Source organism: Ralstonia sp. 22086, from assembly GCF_052045975.1.
Classification (GTDB): domain Bacteria; phylum Pseudomonadota; class Gammaproteobacteria; order Burkholderiales; family Burkholderiaceae; genus Ralstonia; species Ralstonia wenshanensis.
Genome location: NZ_JBQEPZ010000001.1, coordinates 1,422,652 through 1,445,897, shown reverse-complemented (window position 1 = coordinate 1,445,897; position 23,246 = coordinate 1,422,652). Strand labels below are relative to the sequence as shown.

Here is a 23,246-nt window from a genome sequence, read left to right as displayed (position 1 = left end):
GCGGAGGTTTATTCGTTGTCGTCCCAGAGCTCACGAACTGGGCCGCTCTTGGGGGCGCCCAGCCCGAAATGCTGGTACGCCGATGCGGTGGCGACGCGCCCGCGCGGCGTGCGTTGCAGGTAGCCCTGCTGGATCAGGTAGGGCTCAAGCACGTCCTCGATCGTGTCGCGTTCTTCGCCGATGGCGGCGGCGAGGTTGTCGATGCCGACCGGGCCACCGTTGAACTTGTGCAGGATGGCTTCGAGCAGCTTGCGGTCCATCAGGTCGAAGCCAACCGTGTCCACGTCAAGCATGGCGAGGGCCGCATCGGCCACTTCGCGGGTGATGATGCCGTCGGCCTTGACCTCCGCATAGTCCCGCACGCGGCGCAGCAGGCGGTTGGCGATACGCGGCGTGCCGCGCGAGCGCTTCGCAATTTCTAGCGCGCCTTCGTCGACGATATGAGCGTTCAGCAGGCCCGATGAACGCGTGACGATCTTCGCCAGTTCGGCAGGCGTATAAAACTCAAGCCGCGCGACGATGCCGAAGCGGTCGCGCAGCGGATTGGTCAGCATGCCGGCGCGCGTGGTGGCGCCCACGAGCGTGAACGGCTGCAAATCCAGCTTGACCGAGCGCGCCGCAGGGCCCTCGCCGATCATGATGTCGATCTGGTAGTCCTCGAGCGCCGGGTACAGGATCTCTTCCACCACGGGCGAGAGCCGATGAATTTCGTCGATGAAGAGGACGTCGTTGGCTTCGAGGTTCGTGAGTAGTGCGGCCAGGTCGCCTGGGCGCTCCAGCACGGGGCCGGAGGTCTGGCGCAGGTTGACGCCCATCTCGCGCGCAATGATGTGCGCCAGCGTCGTCTTGCCCAAGCCCGGCGGCCCGAACAACAGCACGTGGTCCAGCGCTTCGCTGCGGTTCTTGGCCGCGGTCATGAAGATGTCGAGCTGGCCGCGCACCTTTTCCTGGCCGACATATTCGTCTAGCAGCTTGGGGCGCAGCGCGCGCTCGAACGCCTCCTCGTTGGGGGAGGCGGGGGAGGCTGAGATGATGCGCTCAGCAGAAACAGCCTTGGCGGCGAGCTTATCGGTTTCGATCATGACGGGCAGACGGCGCCGGGACAGCGCGAGCAGGCCATTCTACCGTTTCGCCGCGCCTCGGGCGTCAGCCCTTGGAGAGCGCCTTGAGCGCCAGCTTGATGCCTTCGGAGACGCCCGTACCGGCCGGCACTTGCTTGATGGCGAGCGCCGCTTCCTTGTCGGAATACCCCAGCGCCAACAAGGCGTTGAGCACGTCAACCGCGTCGTCCGAGACGGCGGGGCCGCCGGCCACCGCACCCAGGTCGGCGCCCAGCTTGCCCTTGAGTTCGAGCAGCAGGCGCTCGGCCGTCTTCTTGCCAATGCCCGGGATGCGCGTCAGCCGCCCGGCTTCCTGAAGCGTGACGGCCTGCGCGAGTTCGGCCACCGACATGCCCGACAGCACCGCCAGCGCGATGCGCGCGCCGATGCCGGAAATCTTGATGAGCTGGCGAAAGGTTTCGCGCTCGGCGGCGGTGCCGAAACCGTAGAGCAGGTGCGCGTCCTCTCGCACGATCTGCTGCGTGAGCAGGACGACCTTCTCGCCGGTGGCGGGCAGGTTGTAGAACGTGCTCATCGGCACGTCGATCTCGTAGCCGACGCCGTGGCAATCGACCAGCAGGTGCGGCGGGTTCTTTTCGATCAGCGTCCCGGCGATGCGTCCGATCATGGGTGGGGTTCCTCCTCCAAAACGGGACGCAGTGTAGCCGAAACCTACTGCGCGGCCCGATCCAGGCTCGGCCGCTCGCTACGGTTCCGACGCGCGAAGACTAGCGTTTGAAGGTCGACACGGCCTGACGCCCGACGGCAGGATCGTCGGTGAAGAAGCCGTCGACGCCAGCGCGCAGGAATGTCTGGATCTCCGTCATCGAGCCGTTGACGTTGCGCGTGTTGTCCGCACCGCTGCGCAGCGACGGCGGCAAAAAGGTGTTCTCGGGGCGGAACGTGTACGGGTGGACGAGCAGCCCGGCGTTGTGCGCGTTGCGGATCAGATCGGTCGGGTCGGTCAGCTTGCCGTTCGCGTCGAGGCCCATGATGCTGCTTTTGTCCGGGCCGACACCGTTAGCGTATGCGGCAATGTCGCGCATGCCTTGGCCGGTCATCATGTCGCCGAAGGTGCGGCCGTCTTTGGCGACCACAAAGTCGTAGGGCTGTCGTCCGGATGAGCCCATCAGCTGCACGAGCTTCCAGTTTGGCTGGCTGCTGCCGATCTTGTTGCGGATGGCCTTGAGGTTGGCGACTTCGAACGACTGGATGTAGACCGTCGTACGGCTGGCGGTGAAGGCATCGCGGCGCAGGCCGTCGATCAGCCGGTCTTCCAGCGGCAGGCCGATCGACTGGAAATACGTCGGGTGTTTCGTCTCCGGATAGATTCCGATGTTGCGGCCGAGCTTGGCGGATTGGTCACGCGCCAGCGCGATGATCTCGTCGAGTGTGGGGATGTCGAACTGATCGTTGTAAGCGACGTTGTCGGGGCGGATGCTCGGGATGCGCTCGCGTGCGCGCAGCGTTTTCAGTTCACCGAGCGTGAAGTCTTCGGTGAACCAGCCGGTGACGCTCTGGCCGTCGATGGTCTTGGTGGTCTTGCGGCCGGCAAACGCTGCCACGTCGGCCACGTTGGTCGTGCCGGAGATTTCGTTCTCGTGGCGCGCAACCAGCACGCCGTCCTTGGTGGAGACGAGATCGGGCTCGATGATGTCGGCGCCATCGTCGATGGCCTTCTGGTATGAGGCCAGCGTGTGCTCGGGCCGCAGTGCAGGCGCACCGCGATGGCCGATCACCTGGACGGTGGCGATGGGCGTGGTGTTGCCGCCGCCGCCGCCGTGGTTGTATTCCAGCCGGCAGGCCGACAAGGCCAGGGAGGCGCTCAAGACGAACGGGCTCAGCAGGATGAGACGGCGCAGCATCGGAGTCTCCTGAAGACGGATACCCGCATGGTAGTCGCCGTGTATGCGCGCAGCTACCCGTCGTCCTTAAGAATCCTGTCAGCCGACGAGGCGCCCGCGCCGCACGCGCAGCCCCTTTTGTGCAAGCTGCGGCGCCAGCCCGGCCATGGCGGCCAGTGTCTCGCCGCCGTGCGCATGACAGATGGCCACGCCCAGCGCGTCAGATGCATCCGCGCCGGGTTTGCCTTCGAGGTTGAGCAGGCGCACGACCATTTCCTGCACCTGGTCCTTGTTGGCGCGGCCGTAGCCGACCACGGCCTGCTTCAGTTGCAGCGCGGTGTATTCGAACACCGGCAGGTTGCCGCTCATCAGGCCGCAGATCACCGCGCCGCGCGCCTGGCCCAGCAGCAGCGTCGATTGCGGGTTGACGTTGACGAACACCTTTTCGATGGAAGCGCAGTCCGGCCGGTATGTGCTCACCAGTTCAGAGACCCCGTCGTACAGCGTCTTCAGGCGGCTGGGCAGGTCGGCGTTGCCGTTGCTCTTGATCGTGCCCGAGGCCACGTAGACGAGCTTGTGGCCGTGCCGTTCGAGCACGCCGAAACCCGTGGTGCGAAGGCCGGGATCGATGCCGAGGATGCGCATGAAATGGAGCGGAGCAGAAAAGAAAAACGGGGCAGGCGCCAGTCTACGCCTTGCCCCGCTGATCGGTCGAACGACCGTGCCGTTTAGTGGCGGAAGTGGCGCGTGCCCGTGAAGATCATTGCCACGTTGCGCTCGTCGGCGGCGGCGATGACTTCATCGTCGCGCACCGAGCCGCCCGGCTGGATCACGCACGAGGCGCCCGCGTCGACCACCACATCCAGGCCATCGCGGAACGGGAAGAACGCATCCGACGCCACAGCCGAACCGGCCAGCGTCAGGCCCGCGTTCTGCGCCTTGATGCTCGCGATGCGGGCCGAATCCACACGGCTCATCTGGCCGGCGCCCACGCCCAGCGTCATGCCGCCGCCGCAGAACACGATGGCGTTGGACTTGACGAACTTGGCCACGCGCCAGGCAAACATCAGGTCGTCCATCTCCTTCGGGGTCGGGTGGCGCTTGGTCACCACGCGCAGCTCGCTCGGCTGCACGTTCTTGGCATCCGGGCTCTGCACCAGCAGGCCGCCGCCCACGCGCTTGAAGTCGTACGCGTTCACACCCTTGCCCAGCGGAATCTCCAGCACACGCACGTTTTGCTTGGCAGCAAACACCGCACGCGCGCCTTCCGAGAAGCCCGGGGCAATCAGCACTTCCACGAACTGCTTGGCCACCACCTGCGCGGCTGCTTCATCCAGCGGCACGTTGAAGGCGATGATGCCCCCGAAGGCCGAGGTCGAATCGGTCTTGAAGGCCTTCTCATACGCTTCCTGCGCGGTACCGCCGATGGCCACGCCGCACGGGTTGGCGTGTTTGATGATCACGCACGCCGCGCCCTTGGCCGGGTCGAACGACTTCACGCATTCCCACGCAGCATCGGCGTCGGCGATATTGTTGTACGACAGCTCCTTGCCCTGCAGTTGCGTGTAGTTGGCGAGCGCGCCGTCCACGACCTTCAGGTCGCGGTAGAACGCGGCGGACTGGTGCGGGTTCTCGCCGTAGCGCATTTCCTGCACCTTGTCGAAGGCCAGGTTCAGCGTCTGCGGATAGGCGCTGCGCGTGCTGTGCGACTTGTCGGCGCCCAGGCTCGTCAGGTAATTCGTGATCGCACCGTCGTACTGCGCGGTGTGCGCGAACACCTTCTTGGCCAGCATGAAGTTGGTCTCGTAGCCAACCGTGTTGTTGTTGGCCTGCATTTCGGCCAGCACGGCGGCGTAGTCGGCCGGGTCAACGATGACCGTCACATCGCGATGGTTCTTGGCGGCCGAGCGCAGCATGGTCGGGCCGCCGATGTCGATGTTCTCGATGGCGTCGGCCAGCGAGCATTCGTCCTTGGCCACCGTTTGCTGGAACGGGTACAGGTTCACCACCAGAAGGTCGATGGTCGGGATGCTGTGTTCGGACAGCGCGGCCATGTGCTCAGGCAGGTCGCGGCGGGCCAGGATGCCGCCGTGCACCTTCGGGTGCAGCGTCTTCACGCGGCCGTCGAGCATTTCCGGAAAGCCGGTGTAGTCCGCCACTTCCGTCACGGGCAGGCCGGACTCGGCGAGCAGCTTGGCGGTGCCGCCGGTGGAGAGGAGCTTGACGCCGCGCTCGTGCAGGGCACGGGCAAAGTCGACGATGCCGGTCTTGTCGGAAACGGAAAGCAGGGCTTGCTGGATCATGGTGGAAACGCCGGTGGGCGGGTGTGGCGCTGGGTTTGCCAAACTGGCAGGAGGCGCCGTCAGAAAGGAAATCGGTTCAAAGGCCGGCCTGCGACCTCAGATGAGGCCGTGCTGCTGCAACTTCTTGCGCAGCGTGTTGCGGTTGATGCCGAGGTAGTCGGCCGCCTGCGACTGGTTGTTGGAAGCCCATTCCATCACGGTTTCCAGCAGCGGCCGTTCAATGGCCTGCAGCACCATGTCGTAGACGTTGGACGGGTTCTCGCCGTCCAGGTCGCGGTAATACGCATCCAGGCTGTCGCGGATGCAACGTTCGATCGGGTTGCGGCTCATGCGGCAAGCAGTTCCTTGTTGTTGTCGTTGTTGCCCGTCGTGGGGTGGCCGCCACCGGTGGTCTGGTCTTCGTAGACCAGGCGGTCGGACAGCGCACGCTGCTCGTCGAAGAACGCGTTGACCGCCGCCAGCTGGGCCGCGGTGTCTTCGATGGTGTTCATGCGGTGGCGGAACAGGTTGGCCCCCGCCAACCCGCGCGTGTACCCGGCGATGTGCTTGCGTGCGGTGCGCACGCCGGTGTATTCGCCATAGAACGCGTAGTGCTCTTCCAGATGCGCATTCATGATGCCGCGAATCTCTTCCACTTCCGGTGCGGGCAGCAGCGTGCCGGTCTGCAGGAAGTGGGAAATCTCGCGGAACAGCCACGGGCGCCCCTGCGCTGCGCGGCCGATCATGATGGCGTCTGCGCCCGTCACGGCCAGCACGTGCCTGGCCTTGGCCGGTGTGGTGATATCGCCGTTGGCGACCACCGGAATGCGTACCGACGCCTTGACCGCGGCGATGGTGTCGTATTCCGCTTCACCGTGATACAGATCGGCGCGCGTGCGGCCGTGCACGGTCAGCATGCTGATACCGGCGTCCTGGGCAATGCGCGCCACGCTCAATGCGTTGCGGTGTTCGCGGTCCCAACCGGTGCGGATTTTAAGCGTCACCGGCACGCGATCGCCCACCGCACCTACCACCGCCTCGACAATGCGCTGGACCAGCGGCTCGTTCTGCAGCAGTGCAGAGCCGGCGGCCACGTTGCACACCTTCTTGGCCGGGCAGCCCATGTTGATGTCGATGATCTGCGCGCCGCGATCGACGTTGTAGCGCGCGGCTTCGGCCATCATCATCGGCTCGGCGCCGGCGATCTGCACGGCGATCGGCTCGACCTCGCCCGTGTGGTTGGCGCGCCGCATCGTCTTCTCGCTTTTCCACAACTGCGCGTTGGACGCGACCATTTCCGACACCGCATAGCCCGCGCCCAGCCGTTTGCAGAGCTGGCGGAACGGGCGGTCCGTCACACCCGCCATGGGCGCGACGAACAGGTTGTTGCGAAGGGTATGGGGTCCGATCTGCAAGGCTGGCGAGAAAGACGCGGCTGAAAGAAACGAAAAATCACCCCTTCCGCCCAGAGTCGAACGACGATCGGGCGGAGCGACGGGAGTGAAAAAATGCGAGGACGGGATTTTACCGCCAAACCGCCGGATTGCCTAAATGTTGTGCACAAACTATGCGGCAGTGCGGTCGGCGGCCGGGTGCTTGCCGTGGCTGGCGCTAGCGGAACCGTTGCAGGCCGTAGGCGTGGGCGTCGATGAAGGGTTTGCGCTCGCTGACCAGATCGGCGATGAGTCGGGCGGTGCCCGGCGCGCCTGTCACGCCCAGGTGGCCGTGCCCGAACGCAAAGAACACGTTGCGGTAGCGCTCCGAACGGTCGATCACGGGCAGGCTGTCGGGCAGGGAGGGTCGATGGCCCATCCATTGGCTGTCATCCGAGAATCTGAGGCCCGGAAAGAGCTGCTGGCCCTGCTGGATGAGGATGCGGGCGCGGCGATAGTCAGGCGGCGCGTCCAACCCGCCGATCTCCACGGTGCCGGCAATGCGCAAGCCGCCTTCCATGGGCGTGGCGATGAACTTGCGCTCGCAATCCATGATCGGCCGCGAGGGCTGCACGGTGGGAGCGCGCAGCGTGGCGTGATAGCCGCGTTCGGTGTCGAGCGGAATGCGGATGCTGGTGAGCTTGGCCCCCAGCCGCATCGACCATGCGCCTGCGCACAGCACAAGCTTCGACACGGGCAGCGTGCCGCAATCGGTGTGCAGCCGCGTCGGGCCGCCGTAGTCGCTTCGGCCGAATTCCACGTCCAGGACCTTGCGGCGCAGGAAGGTGCCGCCGGCCGCTATGAAGTTGGATGCCAGCGTCTTGACGAGCCGTTCCGGGTTGATCGTGAAGCCGTTGTCCGGCAGCAGCAGACCGGATTGGATGTCGGCAGCCAGCGCAGGCTCCAGTTCGCGCGCTTCGCCGGCGCTCAGGGCTTGCGAGCGCACGCCGGTGGCGTCGCGAATGGACTGCGCCAGCACATCGCCCGACGAACGCGCCAGCGTGCGCCACACATACAGGTGGCCCGCCTGGCGGATCAGGCCGTCGTATTGCGCGGCGTCGAGCAGGTTGCGATAACCGGGGAAGGTCGCGCTGAAGAGGCTCGCCAGAGGCTGCGCCGTCGCACGGGCTTGCGCCTCGTTGCCTGCGAGCACCCATTGCAGCAGCCAGGGCAAGGCGCGCGGCAGATAGGGCCAACGCACCGTCAGCGGACCCATCGGATCGGCCAGCCATTTGGGCACCTGCTTGAGCATGCCCGGCAGCGCCATCGGCACGACCGACGCCACGCTCAGGCACCCGGCGTTGCCGAACGAGCAGCCTTCGCCAATGCCCGCCTGATCGAGCAGCGTGACCTGATGACCCTCCCGCTGCAGCTGCAGCGCGCATGCCGTGCCGACAATGCCGGCGCCCACCACGGTGATCTGCTGGCGATCGCCCGCAGTGCTGACCTCGGCAAACGCCATCCGTTAACCTCGCTGCCCGAACATCATCTGCCGGGCCAGCCCGTGTTTGAGCGGCGGCAGGCATTCCAGCAGCGTAAGCGCGGCGCCGCGCAGGTGGCCAAACGGCCGGCCCGGCACGGCAAACGCGCGCGGCAGCAAATCGGTCAGGCCGATGGTGACAGCGCGGTCAAACGCGCGTTCGCGCGCGAAACGGGCGAGGGTGGCTGCCGTTGCCCCATCCCGAAGCGCACGCGCCATTTCGAATGCATCGCGCAGGCCGAGGTTGAAGCCCTGGCCCGCCACGGGGTGGATCGTCTGCGCGGCATTGCCGATGGCGGCGACGCGGCGGTCGATCGGAATGCGCTGCGCGTGCAGCCCGAGCGCGAATGTGTGGCGCGGGCTGGCGTGCGTGAAGCGGCCCATGCGCTCGCCGAAGGCAGCGCCCAGTTCAGCGAGGAAGGCATCGTCGGGCAACGCTGCGCGTCGGCGTGCTTCGTCGGGCGCGCAGCACCAGACGAGCGCGTAGCCAGGGCCTTGCGCGTCATCTTGCGGCAGCAATGCGAGCGGGCCTTCGGGTGTGAAGCGCTCCCATGCCCAGCCTTCCAGCGGCGCGCTGCAGCGCACGTGCGCGACGATGGCGGTCTGGCCGTAATCGCGGCGCCGTGCGTGGCCGATACCGCCTTGCTGCTTGCGTGCGTCGTCGAACAAGCCGCCTTCGGCCTGGATGACGACTTCGGTTTCGATGGCCAGCGGATGACGCCCTTCGCGTAGCGCCCGCACGCGTGCCGGGGCGACGGTGCCGTCGGCTCGCGGCAGTTGTTCGACGCGCTCCACGGGCGTGTGGTCGTAGCGGGTGAGGCGGTTTGGGTGGCGCTCCATCTGCGTGCCAAGTGCGGCGTTGAGCGCGGCGCTCAGGTCGCCGTATTGCACGACGTGGCCGAGCGCCGGGACGTCGTAGTCTTCGCGGCGGATATGGGCTTGCCCGAAGTGGCCGCGTTGCGAGACGTGGATGTGCGTGATGGGCGTGGCGCGCTTGGGCCACCCGCCAATCTCCTGCAGCAGCACGCGCGAGCCATGCGAGAGCGCCAGCGAGCGCGGGTCTCGCGCGGCGGCTTCAGCATCCCGCGCATCGAACAGGGCGATGCGCCAGTCGGTGTCGCGCAGCAACCAGTTGGCCAGCGCCAGCCCGACGGGCCCGGCGCCGACGATGGCGACGTCGAAGTCCGGCACCGCGCTGCTTGCTGTGATGCTGTCGGTCATGCCTGGCTCCGCATCACCAGTTCGATTTCGTCCGGGGCCACGGGCACGTCGCGCGTGATGATTTCGCAGCCTTCGGGCGTGACGATGGCGTCGTCTTCAATGCGGATGCCGATGTGCCAGTACTGTTCCGGCACGCCAGGCGCGGGGCGCACGTAGATGCCGGGTTCGACGGTCAGCACCATACCGGCTTCCAGCGGGCGCCACGGGCGTTCGCCTTCTGCAGGCGCGGCGGTGCCGGGTGTGCGGTATTCGCCCACGTCGTGCACGTCCATGCCGAGCCAGTGGCCGGTGCGGTGCATGTAGAACTGGCGGTATTGGCCACCGGCGATCACGTCGTCAAGCGTGCCGACCGTGTTGCGGTCAAGCAGGCCGGTGTCGAGCATGCCTTGCGCCAGCACGCGCGTGGCGGCATCGTGCGGCACGTTGTACGGCACGCCCGGGCGCGTTTCGGCCAGGGCGGCTTCCTGCGCGGCAACCACAAGCGCATACAGCTCGCGTTGCGGGCCCGTGAAGCGGCCGTTCACCGGGAACGTGCGCGTGATGTCCGATGCGTAGCCGTCCAGCTCGCAGCCCGCGTCGATCAGGCAGAGATCGCCGTCGCGCAGTTCGGCATTGCCGGCGCGGTAGTGCAGCACGCAAGCGTTGGGGCCAGTGGCAACGATGGAGTTGTAGGCCACGCTTTGCGCACCGTGGCGGCGGAATTCGTACAGCAGCTCGGCTTCGAGATGGTATTCACGCAGGCCGGCACGTGAAGCCTGCATGGCGCGCACATGCGCTCCCGCGGAGATGCGGCCGGCACGACGCATGATGTCGAGCTCGCTCGGGTCTTTGAACAGGCGCAGCTCGTCGAGGATGGCGCGCACGTCCAGCGCCTGGTGTGGCGACGACACACCTGCGCGGCCTTGCATGCGCACCGCGTCGAGCCAGCGGCGCATGCGGCGGTCGAATATGCCGCTTTCAGCCAGCGGATAAGCGACGGCCGCAGCGTTGGCGAGCAGCTTGGGCAGCGTCGCGTCGATCTCTTCCACCGAGTGCGCCTCATCCAGGCCGAAGGCTTCCTTAGCGGCTTCGGGGCCGAAGCGGAAGCCGTCCCAGATTTCGCGCTCTTCATGCTTGGGCCGGCAGAACAGCACGCTGCGCGCGGGGGCGCTGCCAGCGGGGACCACGATGGCAAGCACCGCTTCGGGCTCGGTAAAGCCGGTCAGGTAATAGAAGTAGCTGTCGTGCCGGTAGGGGTAGTCGCTGTCGCGGTTGCGCATCGCCTCAGGTGCGGTCGGCACGATGGCGACGCCGCCATTGCCACCCGATGCCGCGCGCAGCCACTGCACGACGCGCTCCCGGCGCTGGCGATAGGTCTGGAGGAAAGCGAGTTCGGTGGCGGACATAGCGTGTTTTCCGGCAGCAGAAAGGATGCGTCGATTGTAACGCCGCGCCCGGCGGGCATTCGGAGGAGGGGCATTGCCACACCCGAAAGGAGACTTGTGCGCTGCGGACGGTCTCTCCTAAAGTCTCGGGCGGCCGCCGCCGTTAATACTGACCTGTTTTGCATCCCGGTTGCGACCTCCGCTTGCAGTGGACTGGCCGCATTGGATCGGCCTGCCCAGGAGAACCGATGCTCGCCAGCAGTTACAACCCTCTTCTTGTCCTGCTTTCCCTCTTCGTGGCCATCCTGGCGTCATATACGGCGCTGGATATGGCAGGACGTGTCGTCACTGCGCAAGGCCGCGCAGCGTCGTGGTGGCTCATCGGCGGCGCATCGGCAATGGGGCTGGGTATCTGGTCGATGCACTTTGTCGGCATGCTGGCGCTGAACCTGCCGATCCCGGTTGGATATGACGTTGGCATCACGCTGACCTCGCTCGCTATCGGCATTGGAGCGTCGATGTTTGCGTTGTGGCTGGTCAGCCGGCGTGAATTGCCTTGGCCGCGCCTGGCAGGCGGTGCGCTGCTCATGGGCGCGGGTGTCGCGGGCATGCACTACACCGGCATGGCCGCGCTGCGCATGAACCCCGGCATTCAATACAACCCCGCGAGGTTTGCGCTGTCGATCGTGATTGCCGTGCTGGCATCGGGCGTGGCGCTGTGGATCGCGTTCCGCCTGCGGCGGCAGGCGCGGCGCGTTCGTGCACTGCGTGCCGGTTCGGCGGTGGTGATGGGCGTGGCCATCGTCGGCATGCACTACGTGGGCATGTCGGCGGCCGCGTTTCCATTCGGCAGTGTGTGCGGCGCTGCGCACACCGGGGCGAGTGCCGAATGGCTGGCGCTGGTCATCATCATCGTGACGCTGGCGGTGCTGGCCATCGCGCTCATCATCTCGGTGCTCGACTTGCGCATGGAAGCGCGCACCGCCTTGCTGGCGAACTCGCTGGCCGCGGCCAACAAGGAGCTGGCCTACCTTGCGCTGCACGACAACCTGACCAAGCTGTCCAACCGCGTCCTGCTGGAAGACCGCCTGACGCAGGCGATCCGCACGGCTGAACGCGAGAAGCGCCGCTTCGCGCTCATGTTCATGGACCTGGATGGCTTCAAGGCCGTCAACGATGTCTATGGCCACCACGTGGGCGACCTGCTGCTGATCGACGTCGCGCAGCGCATCGGCGCGCGGGTGCGGCAGCAGGACACCGTCGCGCGTGTGGGCGGCGACGAATTCGTCGTGCTCGCCTATGTGGACGATCCGGAAGACGCCGGCACCCTGGCCGACGCGCTGCTGGAAGTGGTGCGCGAGCCCTTCATGGCGGGCGGTCACGAGTTGCGTGTTTCCACCAGCATCGGCATTGCGATCTATCCGGACGACGGCGGCAACCAGCACGATCTCCTGACCAATGCCGATGCGGCGATGTACCACGCGAAGGGCCTGGGCCGGAACGCCTACAGTTTCTTCGAGCCGTCGATGAACGCCGACGTGCATCAGCAGTTGCAGCTCGTGCAAGACCTGCGCCGCGCGGTCGAGCGGCACGAACTCGTGCTGCATTACCAGCCCAAGTTCAACGCGCCCAACGGGCCGATCATGGGCGTGGAGGCGCTGGTGCGCTGGCAGCATCCGCAGCGCGGCCTGGTGCCCGCCGACGAGTTCATCCCGCTGGCCGAGAAGACCGGGCTGATCGTGCCGCTGGGTACGTGGGTGCTGGATGAAGCCTGCCGCCAGATGGCGCAATGGCACCGCGAGGGGCGCACCGGCTGGACCGTCGCCGTGAATCTCTCCGCGCTGCAGTTCAGCCACGCCGCGCTCATCGACACCGTGCGCGACACGCTCGCGCGCCATGCGCTGGAGCCCCGCAGCTTGACGCTGGAGATTACGGAATCGACCGCCATGCGCGACGTTGACGCAAGCCTGCAGATCCTGCAGCAGCTCGATGCGATAGGTGTGCGGATTTCGATCGACGATTTCGGCACCGGCTATTCGAGTCTGCTGTATCTCAAGCGCTTGCCTGCCAGCGAGCTGAAAATCGATCGTGGCTTTGTGCGCGACCTGGCGCACGACACGGAAGACGCGGCCATCGTCTCGGCCATCGTGGCGCTGGGCCAGACGCTGAACCTGCGCATCGTCGCAGAAGGTGTGGAGACGGCCGAGCAGCAGGCGTTTCTTACGCGGCTCGGTTGTCACTCGCTGCAGGGCTACTTGTTGGGCCGCCCGATGACGGCGGAATCGCTGAGCGCCGCGATGGCGTAAGTGCTTAGCGCGACGCGACTTCCGCGTCGAGCGCGGCGAGCTGGGCCGGCGTCCCGACGTTTTCCCAGCGACCGTCGAAGCGCTCGCCCGTAGCGCGGCCTTCGGCGATGGCCTGGTGGTACAACGGCGTCATCGCCAGCCGCGTGCCAGGCGTGATGCCGGCAAACAGGCGCGTGTCGTACAAGCCGATGTTGCCGAACGTGAGACGCTCGGGGCCTTCGGCGTGGAGTGTGCCTTGGTCATCCAGAGCGAAATCGCCGCGCAGGTGATAGGGCGGATTGGGCACCATCACCAAATGCATGCCGGGTATCGCTTGCGCCGCCATTGCGGGCGCACGGTCGCATAGCACGGTGTAGTCGTAATCGCAGAACACATCGCCGCTGACAGCAATGAATACGCTGTGCCCATCGCCGGCATGCAGCAGCGGCATCGCCTGGGCGACGCCGCCTGCCGTTTCCAGCGCTTGCCCTTCCGGTGAATACGCGAGGCGCACGCCCCACGCGCTGCCATCTCCGAGCGCGGCTTCGATCTGCACGCCGAGCCAGGCGTGGTTGATGACAATGTCGCGCACGCCGGCTGCAGCCAGGCGCTCGATCTGCCAGACGATCAGTGGTTTGCCGCCCACGTTGAGCAGGGGTTTGGGCGTGTGGTCGGTCAGCGGGCGCATGCGGTCGCCACGGCCCGCCGCAAAAATCATGGCGCGCGTCGTCGAATTCAAGCCATCACCTTCATGAGAATCAGCAGCACGGCCATGCCGCCGACGATGGTCCACATCGCGCTCTTTGTCACCCGTGCGATGACGATGGCGACGGTGCCGGCAAGCAGACGGGGGTTGTCGACCGACACTGCGAGCGCGCCGTCACGCATCAGCAGATCGGGCGCGATCAGCGCGGTCAACATCGCGGCCGGCACGTAGGGCAGGGCGCTGCGGAACCACATCGGCAGGGTCATGCGCCCTTCCAGCGCGATGAACGATAGGCGGATCAGGTAGGTGGCCGCGCCGGAAATCAGTAACACGCCGAAGAGGATGAGGGCTTTCATGCGGTGGCCCCCTTGTCGGACGGTCGGGCGAGCAAGCGCTCAACCAGCGCGCCGACGGCGATGCCCACACATGCCGCGCTCATCAGCCCCAGCTTGTGCGGCCAGCCCGTCCAGGCCACGGCCAGCGCGGCGCCGGTCACGGCAGCGGCCAGCTGGGCACGCGTGCGCAGCGCCGGCACCACGATGGCGATGAACGTGAGCGGCAGGAAGAAATCAAGCGGCCACGAGGTCGGCACCTGCGCGCCCAGCACCACGCCAACGATCGTCGACGCCTGCCAGCTGGACCACAGCGCCACGCCAGCGCCAAGGAAGTACCAGTGGCGGTAGGCGGCTTCCTCGCTGCCAGGCTGCGCGGTGACAACGCGGCGGTTCATGGCGGCGAACGCCTCGTCGGTCAGCAGATAGGCGATCAGCCATTTCCAGCGGCGCGGCAAGTGCGCGAGCGCCGGCGCAATGCTGGCCGAATACAGCGCATGCCGCAGATTCACCATCGAGACTGTCGCCGCAATCACCAGCGCGGGCGCGCCACCGGCCCACAACTGCACGAGGATCATCTGCGAGGCGCCACCGAAAACGATGGCGCTCATCACCACGGCAAGCCACGCGGGCATGCCGGCGGACGTGGCCAGCACGCCGTAGATCAGGCCGAACGGCACCACACCCAGCAACATGGGCGCGAGTGCCAGCATGCCGGCGCGAAACTCGACGGCGCGGGAGGAGGCCATCAGAACGTATAGCCGATCTGCTGCGCGCGATCTTCGAGTTGATCGAGCAGGCGGGCCAGCGGCGCCAGCGCGTTGTAGCGGCTGCATACACGGCGCAGGTAGGCGATGAAGCGCGGAGTGTCTTCTACGTAGCCGGTCTTGCCGTCGCGGTAGCGCAGGCGCGCGAAGATGCCGGCTACCTTCAGATGGCGTTGCGCGCCCATCCATTCGAGCGCGCGGTAGAACTCGCCGAAGTCGTCGTCCACGGGCAGCTTGGCGGCGCGGGCCGCTTCCCAGTAGCGCACGGCCCAATCGAGCTCCTGCTCTTCGTCCCACGACAGGAAGGCGTCGCGCAGCAGCGAGGCGGCGTCGTAGGTGATCGGGCCGTAGACGGCATCCTGGAAGTCCAGCACGCCCGGCTGCGACGGGTCGGCCACGTTGATCATCAGGTTGCGCGGCATGTAGTCACGGTGGACGTACACGCGCGGCTGGGCCAAGGCGCTGTCGACCAGCAGCTTGAACACCTTGTCGAGCGATTCGCGCTGCGCGGCGTCCAGCGGGCGTTGCAGGTGGCGCTCGACATACCAGTCGGGAAACAGCGACAGCTCGCGGCGCAGCAGCGCTTCGTCATACGGCGGCAGCTCGCCTTCGCGTGAGGCCAATTGCCAGCGCACCAGGGTATGGATGGCCGGGCGGAACAGCGTGTTGGCGTAGGCGAGGTCGAAATCGTGCTCGCGCAGCGATTGCAGATACGTTTGCGGGCCCAGATCGGTTAGCAGCAGGAAGCCCCGCGCGAGATCCCGCTCCAGCACCTGAGGTGCATGCACGCCGGCCCCATTCAGCAGGCCCGCCACGTGGACAAACGGGCGGCAATCTTCCTGCGGCGGCGGGGCGTCCATGACGACCAGCGTGCCGGGTTTGCCACTGACTGCGCTGTCCAGGCGGAAATAGCGGCGGAAGCTGGCATCGGCCGAAGCGGGTTGCAGCGTGTCGATGCGCAAGCCGTGGGCGGCGGGCAATGTGCCGAGCCAGTCGCGCAGTTGGCCAAGGCGTGCGTCGGTTGCGCCTGCTGCGGCGCCAGGGGTCGAAGCCATGCTGAGAGAATGCTGGAATGAGGCTGGAAGGAAGCCCCGTATAATACCCGACCGAGTTTCGCCGCGAGCGAGCGCCGGCCCTGTCCAGGCCGCGTCCGGCGGCGGGATTGATCGCAGTACTGACTGATTTTGTGCCTGTGCGTGCCGTTGCGCGCGCGGCCCTGTTCCCGATCTGCATGACCGAACCGAACCGAGCCAGGAAAAACCGGCAGCGCGCTGCTGTTGCCGCGCCCGATCAGCGGCCCGCCAACCGGCGTGGCACGCTGGCATTGCGCCCGCTGGTATTTGCGGTGGCCGGTGTCTGGACAGCGACGTCCGCGGCGCAGAGCGCGGACACCACGCAAGCGACGGCGCCTGCTGTCACCCCGGCCTCGTCGGTCACAGCCCTGGCCACGTCCGGCCCGACCACGCCCGGCGGCAGCCCGCTGGTGCCCAAGATGGCCGAGCCCGTCCAGCGCCCGGACAACACCGTCCCGACCTTTACCGCGGCCGACAAGATGGACGGCCGCACCAACGAAGACATCCACCTGCGCGGCCATGGCGAACTGCGCCGCAACGGTTCGGTGCTCAAGGGCGACACGCTCGACTACAACCAGGACACCGACGTTGCCACCGCCACCGGCAACGTGCGTCTGTTCAAGGGCGGCACGCTCGTCACCGGCCCGGACGCCAAGCTCAAGGTCACGGCCAACGAAGGCACCATCAGCACGCCCACGTACGAGTTCCACACGACCGGCGGGCACGGCACCGCAGACCGCATCGATTTCATCGACAAGGACAACAGCCGCATCACGCGCGGTACGTACACTACGTGCTCGCCTGACAACGTCGACTGGTACTTCAGCGCAAGCCGCATCGACATCGACAGCGACCGCCAGGTCGGCACTGGCCGCAACGGCGTGCTGCACTTCTTCGGCGTGCCGGTGTTTGCCGCGCCGATCATGGACTTCCCGCTCAATGACGACCGGCGCAGCGGCTTCCTCGCCCCGGTGTTCGGCTACAACAGCCGCAGCGGGACAGACATCACGCTGCCGTACTACTTCAACATCGCGCCGAACCGTGATCTGACGTTGTACCCGCGTCTGCTGAGCCAGCGTGGCCTGCAGCTTGGCGCCGAGTACCGTTATCTCGGTACGTCGTACAACGGCGTCCTGCGCGGCGAATTCCTGCCCGATGATCGTGAGGCGGGTCGCAATCGTTGGTCGATTTCGGCATTGCACACCCAGCGCCTGGCGCCTGGCCTGACCGGCTACATCAACTACAACAAGGTCTCCGATAACACCTACCCGGATGACCTGGGCCGCAGCATCGTCACGGCGACGCAGCGTCAGTACACCCAGGAAGGCGGGGTGACTTACTCGTTCGGCGACTGGGTTGCGTTGGCGCGTGTGCAGAAGTTCCAGACGCTGTCGACCGCCACAACGCCACTGGCAGCACCGTATGAGCGACTGCCGCAGCTGAGCCTGACCTATAACAAGTACGACCTTGGCGGCTTTGACGTTAATTTCCTGACCGATTACACCCGGTTCTCGATCCCAACGGCCAATACTGTCCAGGGCGAGCGGCTGTTCATGCAGCCGACGATCAGCTACCCGATCATCCGTCCGGGCTGGTACGTCACGCCGAAGTTCATTCTGAACACCACCGCATACCGCCTGGATCGTCCTGCAGGCGATACGCAGGACACGCAGATCAATCGCACGCTGCCCACGTTCTCGCTCGATTCGGGCATGACGTTCGAGCGCGATGCGCCGCTGGTCACCAAGCTGTTTGGCGTCAACTACATCCAGACGCTGGAGCCGCGCGTGTTCTATGTGTACACGCCGTATCGCGATCAGTCGCAGATTCCGTTGTTCGATACCGGTCAGTCGGACTACAACCTCGGCCAGATCTTTACGGAGAACCCGTACACCGGCTATGACCGCATTGCCGACAACAACAAACTGACGGCTGGCGTGACCACGCGCTTCATTGAGGCCGAGTCAGGCATTGAGCGCTTGCGGGCCACGATCGCGCAACGCATCGATTTTGAAGGACAGCGCGTGACGTTGGCGGGGGCGGCGCCGACGTCGGTGCGCCGCTATTCGGACCTTCTGGGCGCGACCACGATCCAGATGTTCCGCGGCATCTTTTTCGATACGAACCTTCAGTACAATCAGGACATCGACCGCATCATGCGCTCGACGGTCGCGTTCAGCTGGAAGCCGGAAGCCAACAAGGTGATCAACCTGGGCTACCGCTATTACCGGCAAGATGCCAATACCGGCCAACTGCCTCTGGAACAGGCCGATATCTCAACGCAGTGGCCGATCACACGGCGCCTGTACGGTCTGGGCCGCATCGGTTACGACCTGGATGCGCGCAAGCCGTCGGATATGCTGCTTGGCCTCGAGTATGTGGCGGACTGCTGGGTCGGCCGACTGGCGGTACAGCGCTACAGCAATGCGGTTTCGGGCTATACGACGCATATCTTTGCCCAGATCGAATTCAAGGGTTTGTCGAAGGTGGGGAACAATCCGATCGACGTGATTCGTCTGAACGTGCCCGGCTACCAGCCGGTGACCGCGCAGCCGATCACGCCGTCCGTGCTGGATCAATATGAATAACGACATCATGGCTTTCCAATCGACCGCTTTCGCCACGCGTGTGGCTCCTCTGGGCCGCTTGCGGGTTGCTACCGGCGTGCTGGTCGCGCTGATCGCGGGGACCACGCTGTCGCCAGCCGTCCACGCGCAGCAGGCGCAATCGGCAAAGAAGAGTGCACCGGTGCGCGGCATCTTCGCCAACCCGGGCTCGTCGCCAAGCCAGCCGCTGCTGCAGGGCACACTGCCCGAGCCGACGGCTCCGGGTGCGCCGCGCAGCCAACTGGTCGACGAAGTGGTGGCCGTGGTCAACACCGACGTCATCACGCGCCGCGAACTGCTGAACCGCGCGGATCTGGTGGAGCGCACGTTCCGCGCACAGAACCGTCCGCTGCCGCCGCGCGCCGATATGCTCGGTGAAGTGCTTGAGCAGCTGATCCTGGAGCGCGTGCAGGCGCAGAGCGCCAAGGAAAGCGGCATCCGCGTGTCCGACGCCGACGTGGATCGTGCCGTGGAAAGCGTGGCCCAGCGCAACAACCTGTCCGTGCCGCAGCTCAAGAGCAAGCTGAAGGATGCCGGCATGACGTACGACAAGTACCGCGACGACCTGCGTCAGGAAATCCTGCTGGCGCGCTTGCGCGAGCGCGAGGTCGACTCCAAGGTGCAGGTCTACGACGGCGAGATCGACAATTATTTGGCGCAGCAGGGCGGCGGAACGGCCCCGGCTGGCGAGCAGCAATACAACGTCGCGCAGATTCTCGTGCCGGTCGCGGAAGGCGCCACGGATGCGGAGAAGGCTGCAGCGCGCACCAAGGCCGAAAGCCTGCTCAAGCAGGCGCAGGGCGGCGCGGATTTCGCCAAGCTCGCGCGTGACAATTCGGGTGCGCAGGATGCCTCGCAAGGCGGCGAGCTTGGGCTGCGTCCGATCGGTCGCTTGCCGGCTGTGTTCGCCAACGCCGTGGTCGACATGAAGGCGGGCCAAGTGGCGAGCCAAGTGGTCGAAAGCCCGGCCGGCTATCACGTGATCAAGCTGTTGGAGAAGCGCGCACCGAGCACCGCGATTGCCGCCAAGGTGCAGCAGACGCAAGTGCGCCACATCCTGATCAAGACCGGTCCGACGATGTCTGCGGACGACGCGCGCCGCCAGTTGGCAGGCCTGCGTGACCGCATCGTCCACGGCTATGACTTTGGCGATGCGGCGCGCCGGTATTCGCAGGACGGTTCGGCCGGTGCAGGTGGCGAGCTGGGCTGGGTGTCGCCGGGCCAGCTGGTGCCGGAGTTCGAGCAGGCGATGAACCAGCTCAAGCCGGGTGAGGTGTCGCAACCCGTGCAGAGCCAGTTCGGTGTGCACCTGATCCAGGTGGAGGGCCGCCGCGAGGCAGAGGTGTCGGGAGACCGCGAGCGCGACTACGCACGCTCGGTGATCCGCGAGAAGAAGGTGCAGGCCGCCTATGAGGATTGGCTGCGTGAGCTGCGCGACTCAGCGCACGTGGAATACCGCGTGAACCGCCAGCAGTAAGCTACGGATATCCGCATCGCTCACGGCCGCCTGCGGGCGGCCGTGGCGTTTCTAGATCGACCGGAAACCATCGCAGGAAAGCGCTGCATGTTGAACATTGCCATCACCACCGGCGAGCCCGCCGGTATCGGTCCCGACATCACCGTGGCTGCGTTGCTGCACCTGGCGCGGCAGGCCTCGCCGCGTTACGCCGATGTGCAGTGGCATGTGATTGGCGATGCGGCATTGCTGCAGGCGCGCGCTGACGCGATCGGGCAGGGCGATTTCTGGCGCGTTGCGTCCACGGCGCTGACCATTGTGGAGCGCCCGCTGGGTGCGCCGGTGCGCGCTGGCGTGCTCGATGCCGCCAACGGCCGCTATGTGCTGAACCTGCTCGATGCCGCCATCGACGGCTGCCAGATTGGCACGGTGGACGGCGTCCGCTACGACGCGATTGTCACGGCGCCAGTACAGAAGAGCACGATCAACGACGCAGGGGTGCCGTTTACCGGCCATACCGAATACCTGGCGGAGCGCAGCCACACGCCGCGCGTGGTGATGATGCTCGCTGGCCCGCAGCCGGCGCACGACAACGCCATGCTGCGTGTGGCACTGGCGACGACGCACTTGCCGCTGCGCGAGGTGCCGGACGCCATCACGCCCACGGTGCTTGATGAAACGCTGGACATCGTGCAGCGTGATCTGCGTACGCGCTTCGGCTTGGCCGCACCGCGTATCCTCGTGACGGGGTTGAATCCGCATGCGGGTGAATCAGGTCACCTCGGCCGCGAAGAGATCGAGGTGATCGAGCCCGCCATCGCGCGTGCGCGTGCGCGCGGAATCGATGCGCACGGTCCGTATCCTGCCGATACGCTGTTCCAGCCGCGCCTTCTGGCTGACGCCGATTGCGTGCTGGCGATGTACCACGACCAAGGCTTGGCGCCGCTCAAGTACGGCACCTTTGGGCACGGCGTGAACATCACGCTGGGCCTGCCGTTCGTGCGCACGTCGGTAGACCACGGCACGGCGCTGGACTTGGCAGGCACGTGCCGCGCCGAGTTCGGCAGCATGATCGAGGCGATCGATACCGCCATCGCCATGGCGCGGCACACGGCGCGTTCCTGAGTTTCTTCACCTTTTCGATTTCGAGTTCGCAATGGCACGATCCACGACCGGCGTTCACCAGGGGCACCAGGCCCGCAAGCGCTTCGGCCAGAACTTCCTGGTCGATGACGGCGTGATCCACGCCATCGTTGCCGCCATCGATCCGAAGCCCGACGATTTGCTCGTCGAAATCGGCCCGGGCCTGGGCGCACTCACCGTGCCGCTCATGGAGCGTGTGCGCACGCTGCAGGTGGTCGAGCTGGACCGCGATCTGGTTGCGCGCTTGCAGAAGCGTTTCGGCGATCGGCTGATCGTGCATGCAGGTGATGCACTCGCGTTTGATTTCGGATCGCTGGTGGAGGCGGGCCGGCCGCTGCGCATCGTCGGCAACCTGCCGTACAACATCTCGAGCCCGCTGCTGTTCCATCTGGCCACGTTTGCCGACCGCGTGCGCGATCAGCATTTCATGCTGCAGAAAGAGGTGGTCGACCGCATGGTGGCCGCGCCGGGTAGCAAGGCGTTCAGCCGGCTTTCGGTGATGCTGCAGGTGCGGTACTACATGGAGCTGGTGCTGGATGTGCCGCCGGGTTCGTTCAACCCGCCGCCCAAGGTGGATTCGGCGGTGGTGCGGATGATTCCCTGGCCGGCCGATAAATCGCCGTATGCGCCGGTCGATATGCGCGCGCTAGGCACGGTGGTGACGATGGCGTTTTCGCAGCGGCGCAAGGTGTTGCGCAACACGCTGGGCGCGCTGCGCGACGTGATCGATTTCGAAGCGCTTGGCTTTGACCTGGGCCGTCGCGCGGAAGAAGTGCCGGTGGAAGACTTCGTGGCGGTGGCGAATGCGCTGCCGGCCAACCGAATCGCCGGCAGCGTTTCCGAGCTTAGCGAAGATTGACGAGCAGGATGCCCGACAGCACGAGCGCCGCGGCCAGCGCAAACCGCAGGCCCACCGGTTCGTGCAACAGCAGCACACCAAACGCCACGCCAAACATCGGCGTCAGGAACGAGAACACTGATAGCCGCGATGCCAGGTAGCGGCGCAGTAGCCAGAACCACGTCAGGTAACTGGCGAATGCGATCAGCACAGACTGGTAAGCGAGGCTCGCCAGCGCCGTGGGCGTGAGGTTCGCGGTAAAGACCTGCCCGGTGCCGGCGGCCATCAACAGCAGCAACACGGCGGAAACAGCCAATTGGTACAGCAGCGTCTTCGCCGCCGGGGCTTCGGAGAGCTTGCTTGCGCGCACGACGATGGTCGTCGCGCCCCATAACGCGCCTGCTGCCACGCCCAGCGCGTCACCCAATGAGGTTGATGGCCCGGCTGCCGGGTGCAGGACACCGTCGGCAAACGCCAGCACGATCCCCCCAAACGCAATGCCGATGCCGGTCCACTGGCGCGGGCGCAGGTGCTCACCCGGGACAAAGAAGTGCAGGCCGAGCGCGGTGAAGATTGGTGCGGTGTAGAGGAACACCGCCATGCGCGAGGCGGTCGTGTAGCCAAGACCGATGAAGATGCACAGGAACTCGACGCCGAAGAGCACACCGGCCATCAGGCCGCCGGCCAGCGTGCCGTCACGCAACGAGAGGCACGTGCCGCGCCACAGCGCAAAAGCGAACACCAGGACCGACGCGATGGCCGAGCGCACGCCGGCTTGCATGACGGGGCCCACGTCATGCGCAGCCACCTTGATGGCGACCTGCTGAAAGCCCCAGCACATGCACAACACCACCATCAGGCCGATGGCGGTGCCGTCCAGCGGCCGGCGGATGGCGTCAGTGGCGGTTGCCATCGGGCATCGAGCGTGCCTGGATCAGCTCGATCTTGTAGCCGTCCGGATCTTCCACGAACGCAATGATGGTGCTGCCGCCCTTGACCGGGCCCGCTTCGCGCGTGACCTTGCCGCCCGCGTTGCGGATCTGGTCGCAGGCTTGCGCGGCATTGTCGACCTCGATTGCCAGGTGGCCGAACGCCGAGCCGAGATCGTATTCGCTGACGCCGTAGTTGTAGGTCAGCTCGATGACCGTGTTACCGGCCTCCGGGCCGTAGCCGACGAACGCGAGGGAGTATTTGTATTCCGGGTTATCACTGGTGCGCAGCAGCTGCATGCCGAGCACCTTGGTGTAGAAGTCGATCGATCGCTGCATGTCGCCGACGCGCAGCATGGTGTGGAGCATTCGCATGGGATTTCCTTC

General features: G+C 66.0%; 21 protein-coding genes. 5 read left to right on the top strand and 16 right to left on the bottom strand.

Going from position 1 to position 23,246, the window contains the following annotated elements; genetic code table 11:
* Positions 1 to 8 precede the first annotated feature (8 nt).
* The 10 genes from ruvB to ACTJK6_RS06720 form a co-directional block, all read right to left on the bottom strand.
* Entirely contained in the window at positions 9 to 1,082 is a 1,074-nt protein-coding gene (gene ruvB, locus ACTJK6_RS06765; RefSeq protein WP_322017738.1) for a Holliday junction branch migration DNA helicase RuvB, read from the bottom strand.
* Positions 1,083 to 1,146: 64 nt separating this feature from the next.
* The gene (gene ruvA / locus ACTJK6_RS06760) at positions 1,147 to 1,728 is read right to left on the bottom strand and encodes a Holliday junction branch migration protein RuvA (protein WP_316888564.1); all 582 of its coding nucleotides are present in this window, start codon (positions 1,726 to 1,728) and stop codon (positions 1,147 to 1,149) included.
* Positions 1,729 to 1,828: 100 nt separating this feature from the next.
* The gene (locus ACTJK6_RS06755) at positions 1,829 to 2,965 is read right to left on the bottom strand and encodes a glycerophosphodiester phosphodiesterase (protein ID WP_440838595.1); all 1,137 of its coding nucleotides are present in this window, start codon (positions 2,963 to 2,965) and stop codon (positions 1,829 to 1,831) included.
* Between the two features lie 78 nt (positions 2,966 to 3,043).
* Positions 3,044 to 3,589, bottom strand: a complete 546-nt coding sequence (gene ruvC / locus ACTJK6_RS06750; protein WP_004635567.1) for a crossover junction endodeoxyribonuclease RuvC — start codon at positions 3,587 to 3,589, stop codon at positions 3,044 to 3,046.
* Between the two features lie 83 nt (positions 3,590 to 3,672).
* A complete protein-coding gene (gene purH, locus ACTJK6_RS06745) occupies positions 3,673 to 5,247 on the bottom strand; it encodes a bifunctional phosphoribosylaminoimidazolecarboxamide formyltransferase/IMP cyclohydrolase (RefSeq protein ID WP_440838594.1) in 1,575 nt (524 codons plus the stop codon).
* Positions 5,248 to 5,343: 96 nt separating this feature from the next.
* Entirely contained in the window at positions 5,344 to 5,577 is a 234-nt protein-coding gene (locus tag ACTJK6_RS06740; protein WP_004635563.1) for a Fis family transcriptional regulator, read from the bottom strand.
* Positions 5,574 to 6,641: a tRNA dihydrouridine synthase DusB gene (dusB, locus tag ACTJK6_RS06735; RefSeq protein WP_440838593.1), complete on the bottom strand. Its 1,068-nt coding sequence runs from the start codon at positions 6,639 to 6,641 to the stop codon at positions 5,574 to 5,576. The genes ACTJK6_RS06740 and dusB overlap by 4 nt, the downstream gene beginning before the upstream one ends.
* A 196-nt stretch (positions 6,642 to 6,837) precedes the next feature.
* On the bottom strand, positions 6,838 to 8,121 hold the full coding sequence (locus tag ACTJK6_RS06730; protein ID WP_440838592.1) for an NAD(P)/FAD-dependent oxidoreductase: 1,284 nt from the start codon (positions 8,119 to 8,121) through the stop codon (positions 6,838 to 6,840).
* Positions 8,122 to 8,124: 3 nt separating this feature from the next.
* The gene (locus ACTJK6_RS06725; protein WP_440838591.1) at positions 8,125 to 9,360 is read right to left on the bottom strand and encodes a UbiH/UbiF/VisC/COQ6 family ubiquinone biosynthesis hydroxylase; all 1,236 of its coding nucleotides are present in this window, start codon (positions 9,358 to 9,360) and stop codon (positions 8,125 to 8,127) included.
* Positions 9,357 to 10,745: an aminopeptidase P N-terminal domain-containing protein gene (locus ACTJK6_RS06720; protein WP_440838590.1), complete on the bottom strand. Its 1,389-nt coding sequence runs from the start codon at positions 10,743 to 10,745 to the stop codon at positions 9,357 to 9,359. Before ACTJK6_RS06720 ends, ACTJK6_RS06725 begins: the two co-directional genes overlap by 4 nt.
* 227 nt (positions 10,746 to 10,972) lie before the next feature.
* Between ACTJK6_RS06720 and ACTJK6_RS06715 the strand changes: the two genes are divergently transcribed.
* Positions 10,973 to 13,030 carry a putative bifunctional diguanylate cyclase/phosphodiesterase gene (locus ACTJK6_RS06715; RefSeq protein WP_440838589.1) on the top strand — a complete coding sequence of 686 codons (2,058 nt, stop codon included), beginning with the start codon at positions 10,973 to 10,975 and terminating at the stop codon, positions 13,028 to 13,030.
* Between the two features lie 4 nt (positions 13,031 to 13,034).
* Here ACTJK6_RS06715 and murU read toward each other — a convergent pair whose 3' ends face one another.
* Genes murU through ACTJK6_RS06695 form a run of 4 tightly spaced genes read right to left on the bottom strand, consistent with a single transcriptional unit; the run spans position 13,035 to position 15,869 of the window.
* Positions 13,035 to 13,727: an N-acetylmuramate alpha-1-phosphate uridylyltransferase MurU gene (gene murU, locus ACTJK6_RS06710; RefSeq protein WP_440838797.1), complete on the bottom strand. Its 693-nt coding sequence runs from the start codon at positions 13,725 to 13,727 to the stop codon at positions 13,035 to 13,037.
* 17 nt (positions 13,728 to 13,744) lie between these two features.
* Positions 13,745 to 14,071, bottom strand: a complete 327-nt coding sequence (locus ACTJK6_RS06705) for an AzlD domain-containing protein (protein WP_440838588.1) — start codon at positions 14,069 to 14,071, stop codon at positions 13,745 to 13,747.
* The gene (locus ACTJK6_RS06700; RefSeq protein ID WP_260803059.1) at positions 14,068 to 14,796 is read right to left on the bottom strand and encodes an AzlC family ABC transporter permease; all 729 of its coding nucleotides are present in this window, start codon (positions 14,794 to 14,796) and stop codon (positions 14,068 to 14,070) included. Before ACTJK6_RS06700 ends, ACTJK6_RS06705 begins: the two co-directional genes overlap by 4 nt.
* A complete protein-coding gene (locus tag ACTJK6_RS06695; RefSeq protein WP_316868322.1) occupies positions 14,796 to 15,869 on the bottom strand; it encodes an aminoglycoside phosphotransferase family protein in 1,074 nt (357 codons plus the stop codon). Before ACTJK6_RS06695 ends, ACTJK6_RS06700 begins: the two co-directional genes overlap by 1 nt.
* 176 nt (positions 15,870 to 16,045) lie before the next feature.
* Between ACTJK6_RS06695 and ACTJK6_RS06690 the strand changes: the two genes are divergently transcribed.
* The 4 genes from ACTJK6_RS06690 (at position 16,046) to rsmA (ending at position 21,951) form a co-directional block, all read left to right on the top strand.
* Positions 16,046 to 18,475 carry an LPS-assembly protein LptD gene (locus tag ACTJK6_RS06690; RefSeq protein WP_440838587.1) on the top strand — a complete coding sequence of 810 codons (2,430 nt, stop codon included), beginning with the start codon at positions 16,046 to 16,048 and terminating at the stop codon, positions 18,473 to 18,475.
* Positions 18,468 to 19,970 carry a peptidylprolyl isomerase gene (locus ACTJK6_RS06685; protein WP_440838586.1) on the top strand — a complete coding sequence of 501 codons (1,503 nt, stop codon included), beginning with the start codon at positions 18,468 to 18,470 and terminating at the stop codon, positions 19,968 to 19,970. Before ACTJK6_RS06690 ends, ACTJK6_RS06685 begins: the two co-directional genes overlap by 8 nt.
* Before the next feature lie 87 nt (positions 19,971 to 20,057).
* A complete protein-coding gene (gene pdxA / locus ACTJK6_RS06680; RefSeq protein WP_440838585.1) occupies positions 20,058 to 21,074 on the top strand; it encodes a 4-hydroxythreonine-4-phosphate dehydrogenase PdxA in 1,017 nt (338 codons plus the stop codon).
* 31 nt (positions 21,075 to 21,105) lie between these two features.
* Complete coding sequence (rsmA, locus tag ACTJK6_RS06675; RefSeq protein WP_440838584.1) at positions 21,106 to 21,951, top strand: 16S rRNA (adenine(1518)-N(6)/adenine(1519)-N(6))-dimethyltransferase RsmA; 846 nt, start codon at positions 21,106 to 21,108, stop codon at positions 21,949 to 21,951.
* Here the strand turns inward: rsmA and ACTJK6_RS06670 are convergent.
* Together ACTJK6_RS06670 and gloA are read right to left on the bottom strand one after the other, a co-directional pair.
* Complete coding sequence (locus tag ACTJK6_RS06670; RefSeq protein ID WP_440838583.1) at positions 21,938 to 22,843, bottom strand: DMT family transporter; 906 nt, start codon at positions 22,841 to 22,843, stop codon at positions 21,938 to 21,940. The genes rsmA and ACTJK6_RS06670 overlap by 14 nt on opposite strands.
* A complete protein-coding gene (gene gloA / locus ACTJK6_RS06665) occupies positions 22,827 to 23,234 on the bottom strand; it encodes a lactoylglutathione lyase (RefSeq protein WP_024976612.1) in 408 nt (135 codons plus the stop codon). The genes ACTJK6_RS06670 and gloA overlap by 17 nt, the downstream gene beginning before the upstream one ends.
* Positions 23,235 to 23,246: the final 12 nt, after the last annotated feature.

Bases quoted from the DNA above. Each gene is read 5' to 3' on its own strand.
- ruvB (WP_322017738.1), bottom strand. From the start codon at position 1,082: ATGATCGAAACCGATAAGCTCGCCGCCAAGGCTGTTTCTGCTGAGCGC.
- ruvA (WP_316888564.1), bottom strand. From the start codon at position 1,728: ATGATCGGACGCATCGCCGGGACGCTGATCGAAAAGAACCCGCCGCAC.
- ACTJK6_RS06755 (WP_440838595.1), bottom strand. From the start codon at position 2,965: ATGCTGCGCCGTCTCATCCTGCTGAGCCCGTTCGTCTTGAGCGCCTCC.
- ruvC (WP_004635567.1), bottom strand. From the start codon at position 3,589: ATGCGCATCCTCGGCATCGATCCCGGCCTTCGCACCACGGGTTTCGGC.
- purH (WP_440838594.1), bottom strand. From the start codon at position 5,247: ATGATCCAGCAAGCCCTGCTTTCCGTTTCCGACAAGACCGGCATCGTC.
- ACTJK6_RS06740 (WP_004635563.1), bottom strand. From the start codon at position 5,577: ATGAGCCGCAACCCGATCGAACGTTGCATCCGCGACAGCCTGGATGCG.
- ACTJK6_RS06730 (WP_440838592.1), bottom strand. From the start codon at position 8,121: ATGGCGTTTGCCGAGGTCAGCACTGCGGGCGATCGCCAGCAGATCACC.
- ACTJK6_RS06725 (WP_440838591.1), bottom strand. From the start codon at position 9,360: ATGACCGACAGCATCACAGCAAGCAGCGCGGTGCCGGACTTCGACGTC.
- ACTJK6_RS06720 (WP_440838590.1), bottom strand. From the start codon at position 10,745: ATGTCCGCCACCGAACTCGCTTTCCTCCAGACCTATCGCCAGCGCCGG.
- ACTJK6_RS06715 (WP_440838589.1), top strand. From the start codon at position 10,973: ATGCTCGCCAGCAGTTACAACCCTCTTCTTGTCCTGCTTTCCCTCTTC.
- murU (WP_440838797.1), bottom strand. From the start codon at position 13,727: ATGATTTTTGCGGCGGGCCGTGGCGACCGCATGCGCCCGCTGACCGAC.
- ACTJK6_RS06705 (WP_440838588.1), bottom strand. From the start codon at position 14,071: ATGAAAGCCCTCATCCTCTTCGGCGTGTTACTGATTTCCGGCGCGGCC.
- ACTJK6_RS06700 (WP_260803059.1), bottom strand. From the start codon at position 14,796: ATGGCCTCCTCCCGCGCCGTCGAGTTTCGCGCCGGCATGCTGGCACTC.
- ACTJK6_RS06695 (WP_316868322.1), bottom strand. From the start codon at position 15,869: ATGGCTTCGACCCCTGGCGCCGCAGCAGGCGCAACCGACGCACGCCTT.
- ACTJK6_RS06690 (WP_440838587.1), top strand. From the start codon at position 16,046: ATGACCGAACCGAACCGAGCCAGGAAAAACCGGCAGCGCGCTGCTGTT.
- ACTJK6_RS06685 (WP_440838586.1), top strand. From the start codon at position 18,468: ATGAATAACGACATCATGGCTTTCCAATCGACCGCTTTCGCCACGCGT.
- pdxA (WP_440838585.1), top strand. From the start codon at position 20,058: ATGTTGAACATTGCCATCACCACCGGCGAGCCCGCCGGTATCGGTCCC.
- rsmA (WP_440838584.1), top strand. From the start codon at position 21,106: ATGGCACGATCCACGACCGGCGTTCACCAGGGGCACCAGGCCCGCAAG.
- ACTJK6_RS06670 (WP_440838583.1), bottom strand. From the start codon at position 22,843: ATGGCAACCGCCACTGACGCCATCCGCCGGCCGCTGGACGGCACCGCC.
- gloA (WP_024976612.1), bottom strand. From the start codon at position 23,234: ATGCGAATGCTCCACACCATGCTGCGCGTCGGCGACATGCAGCGATCG.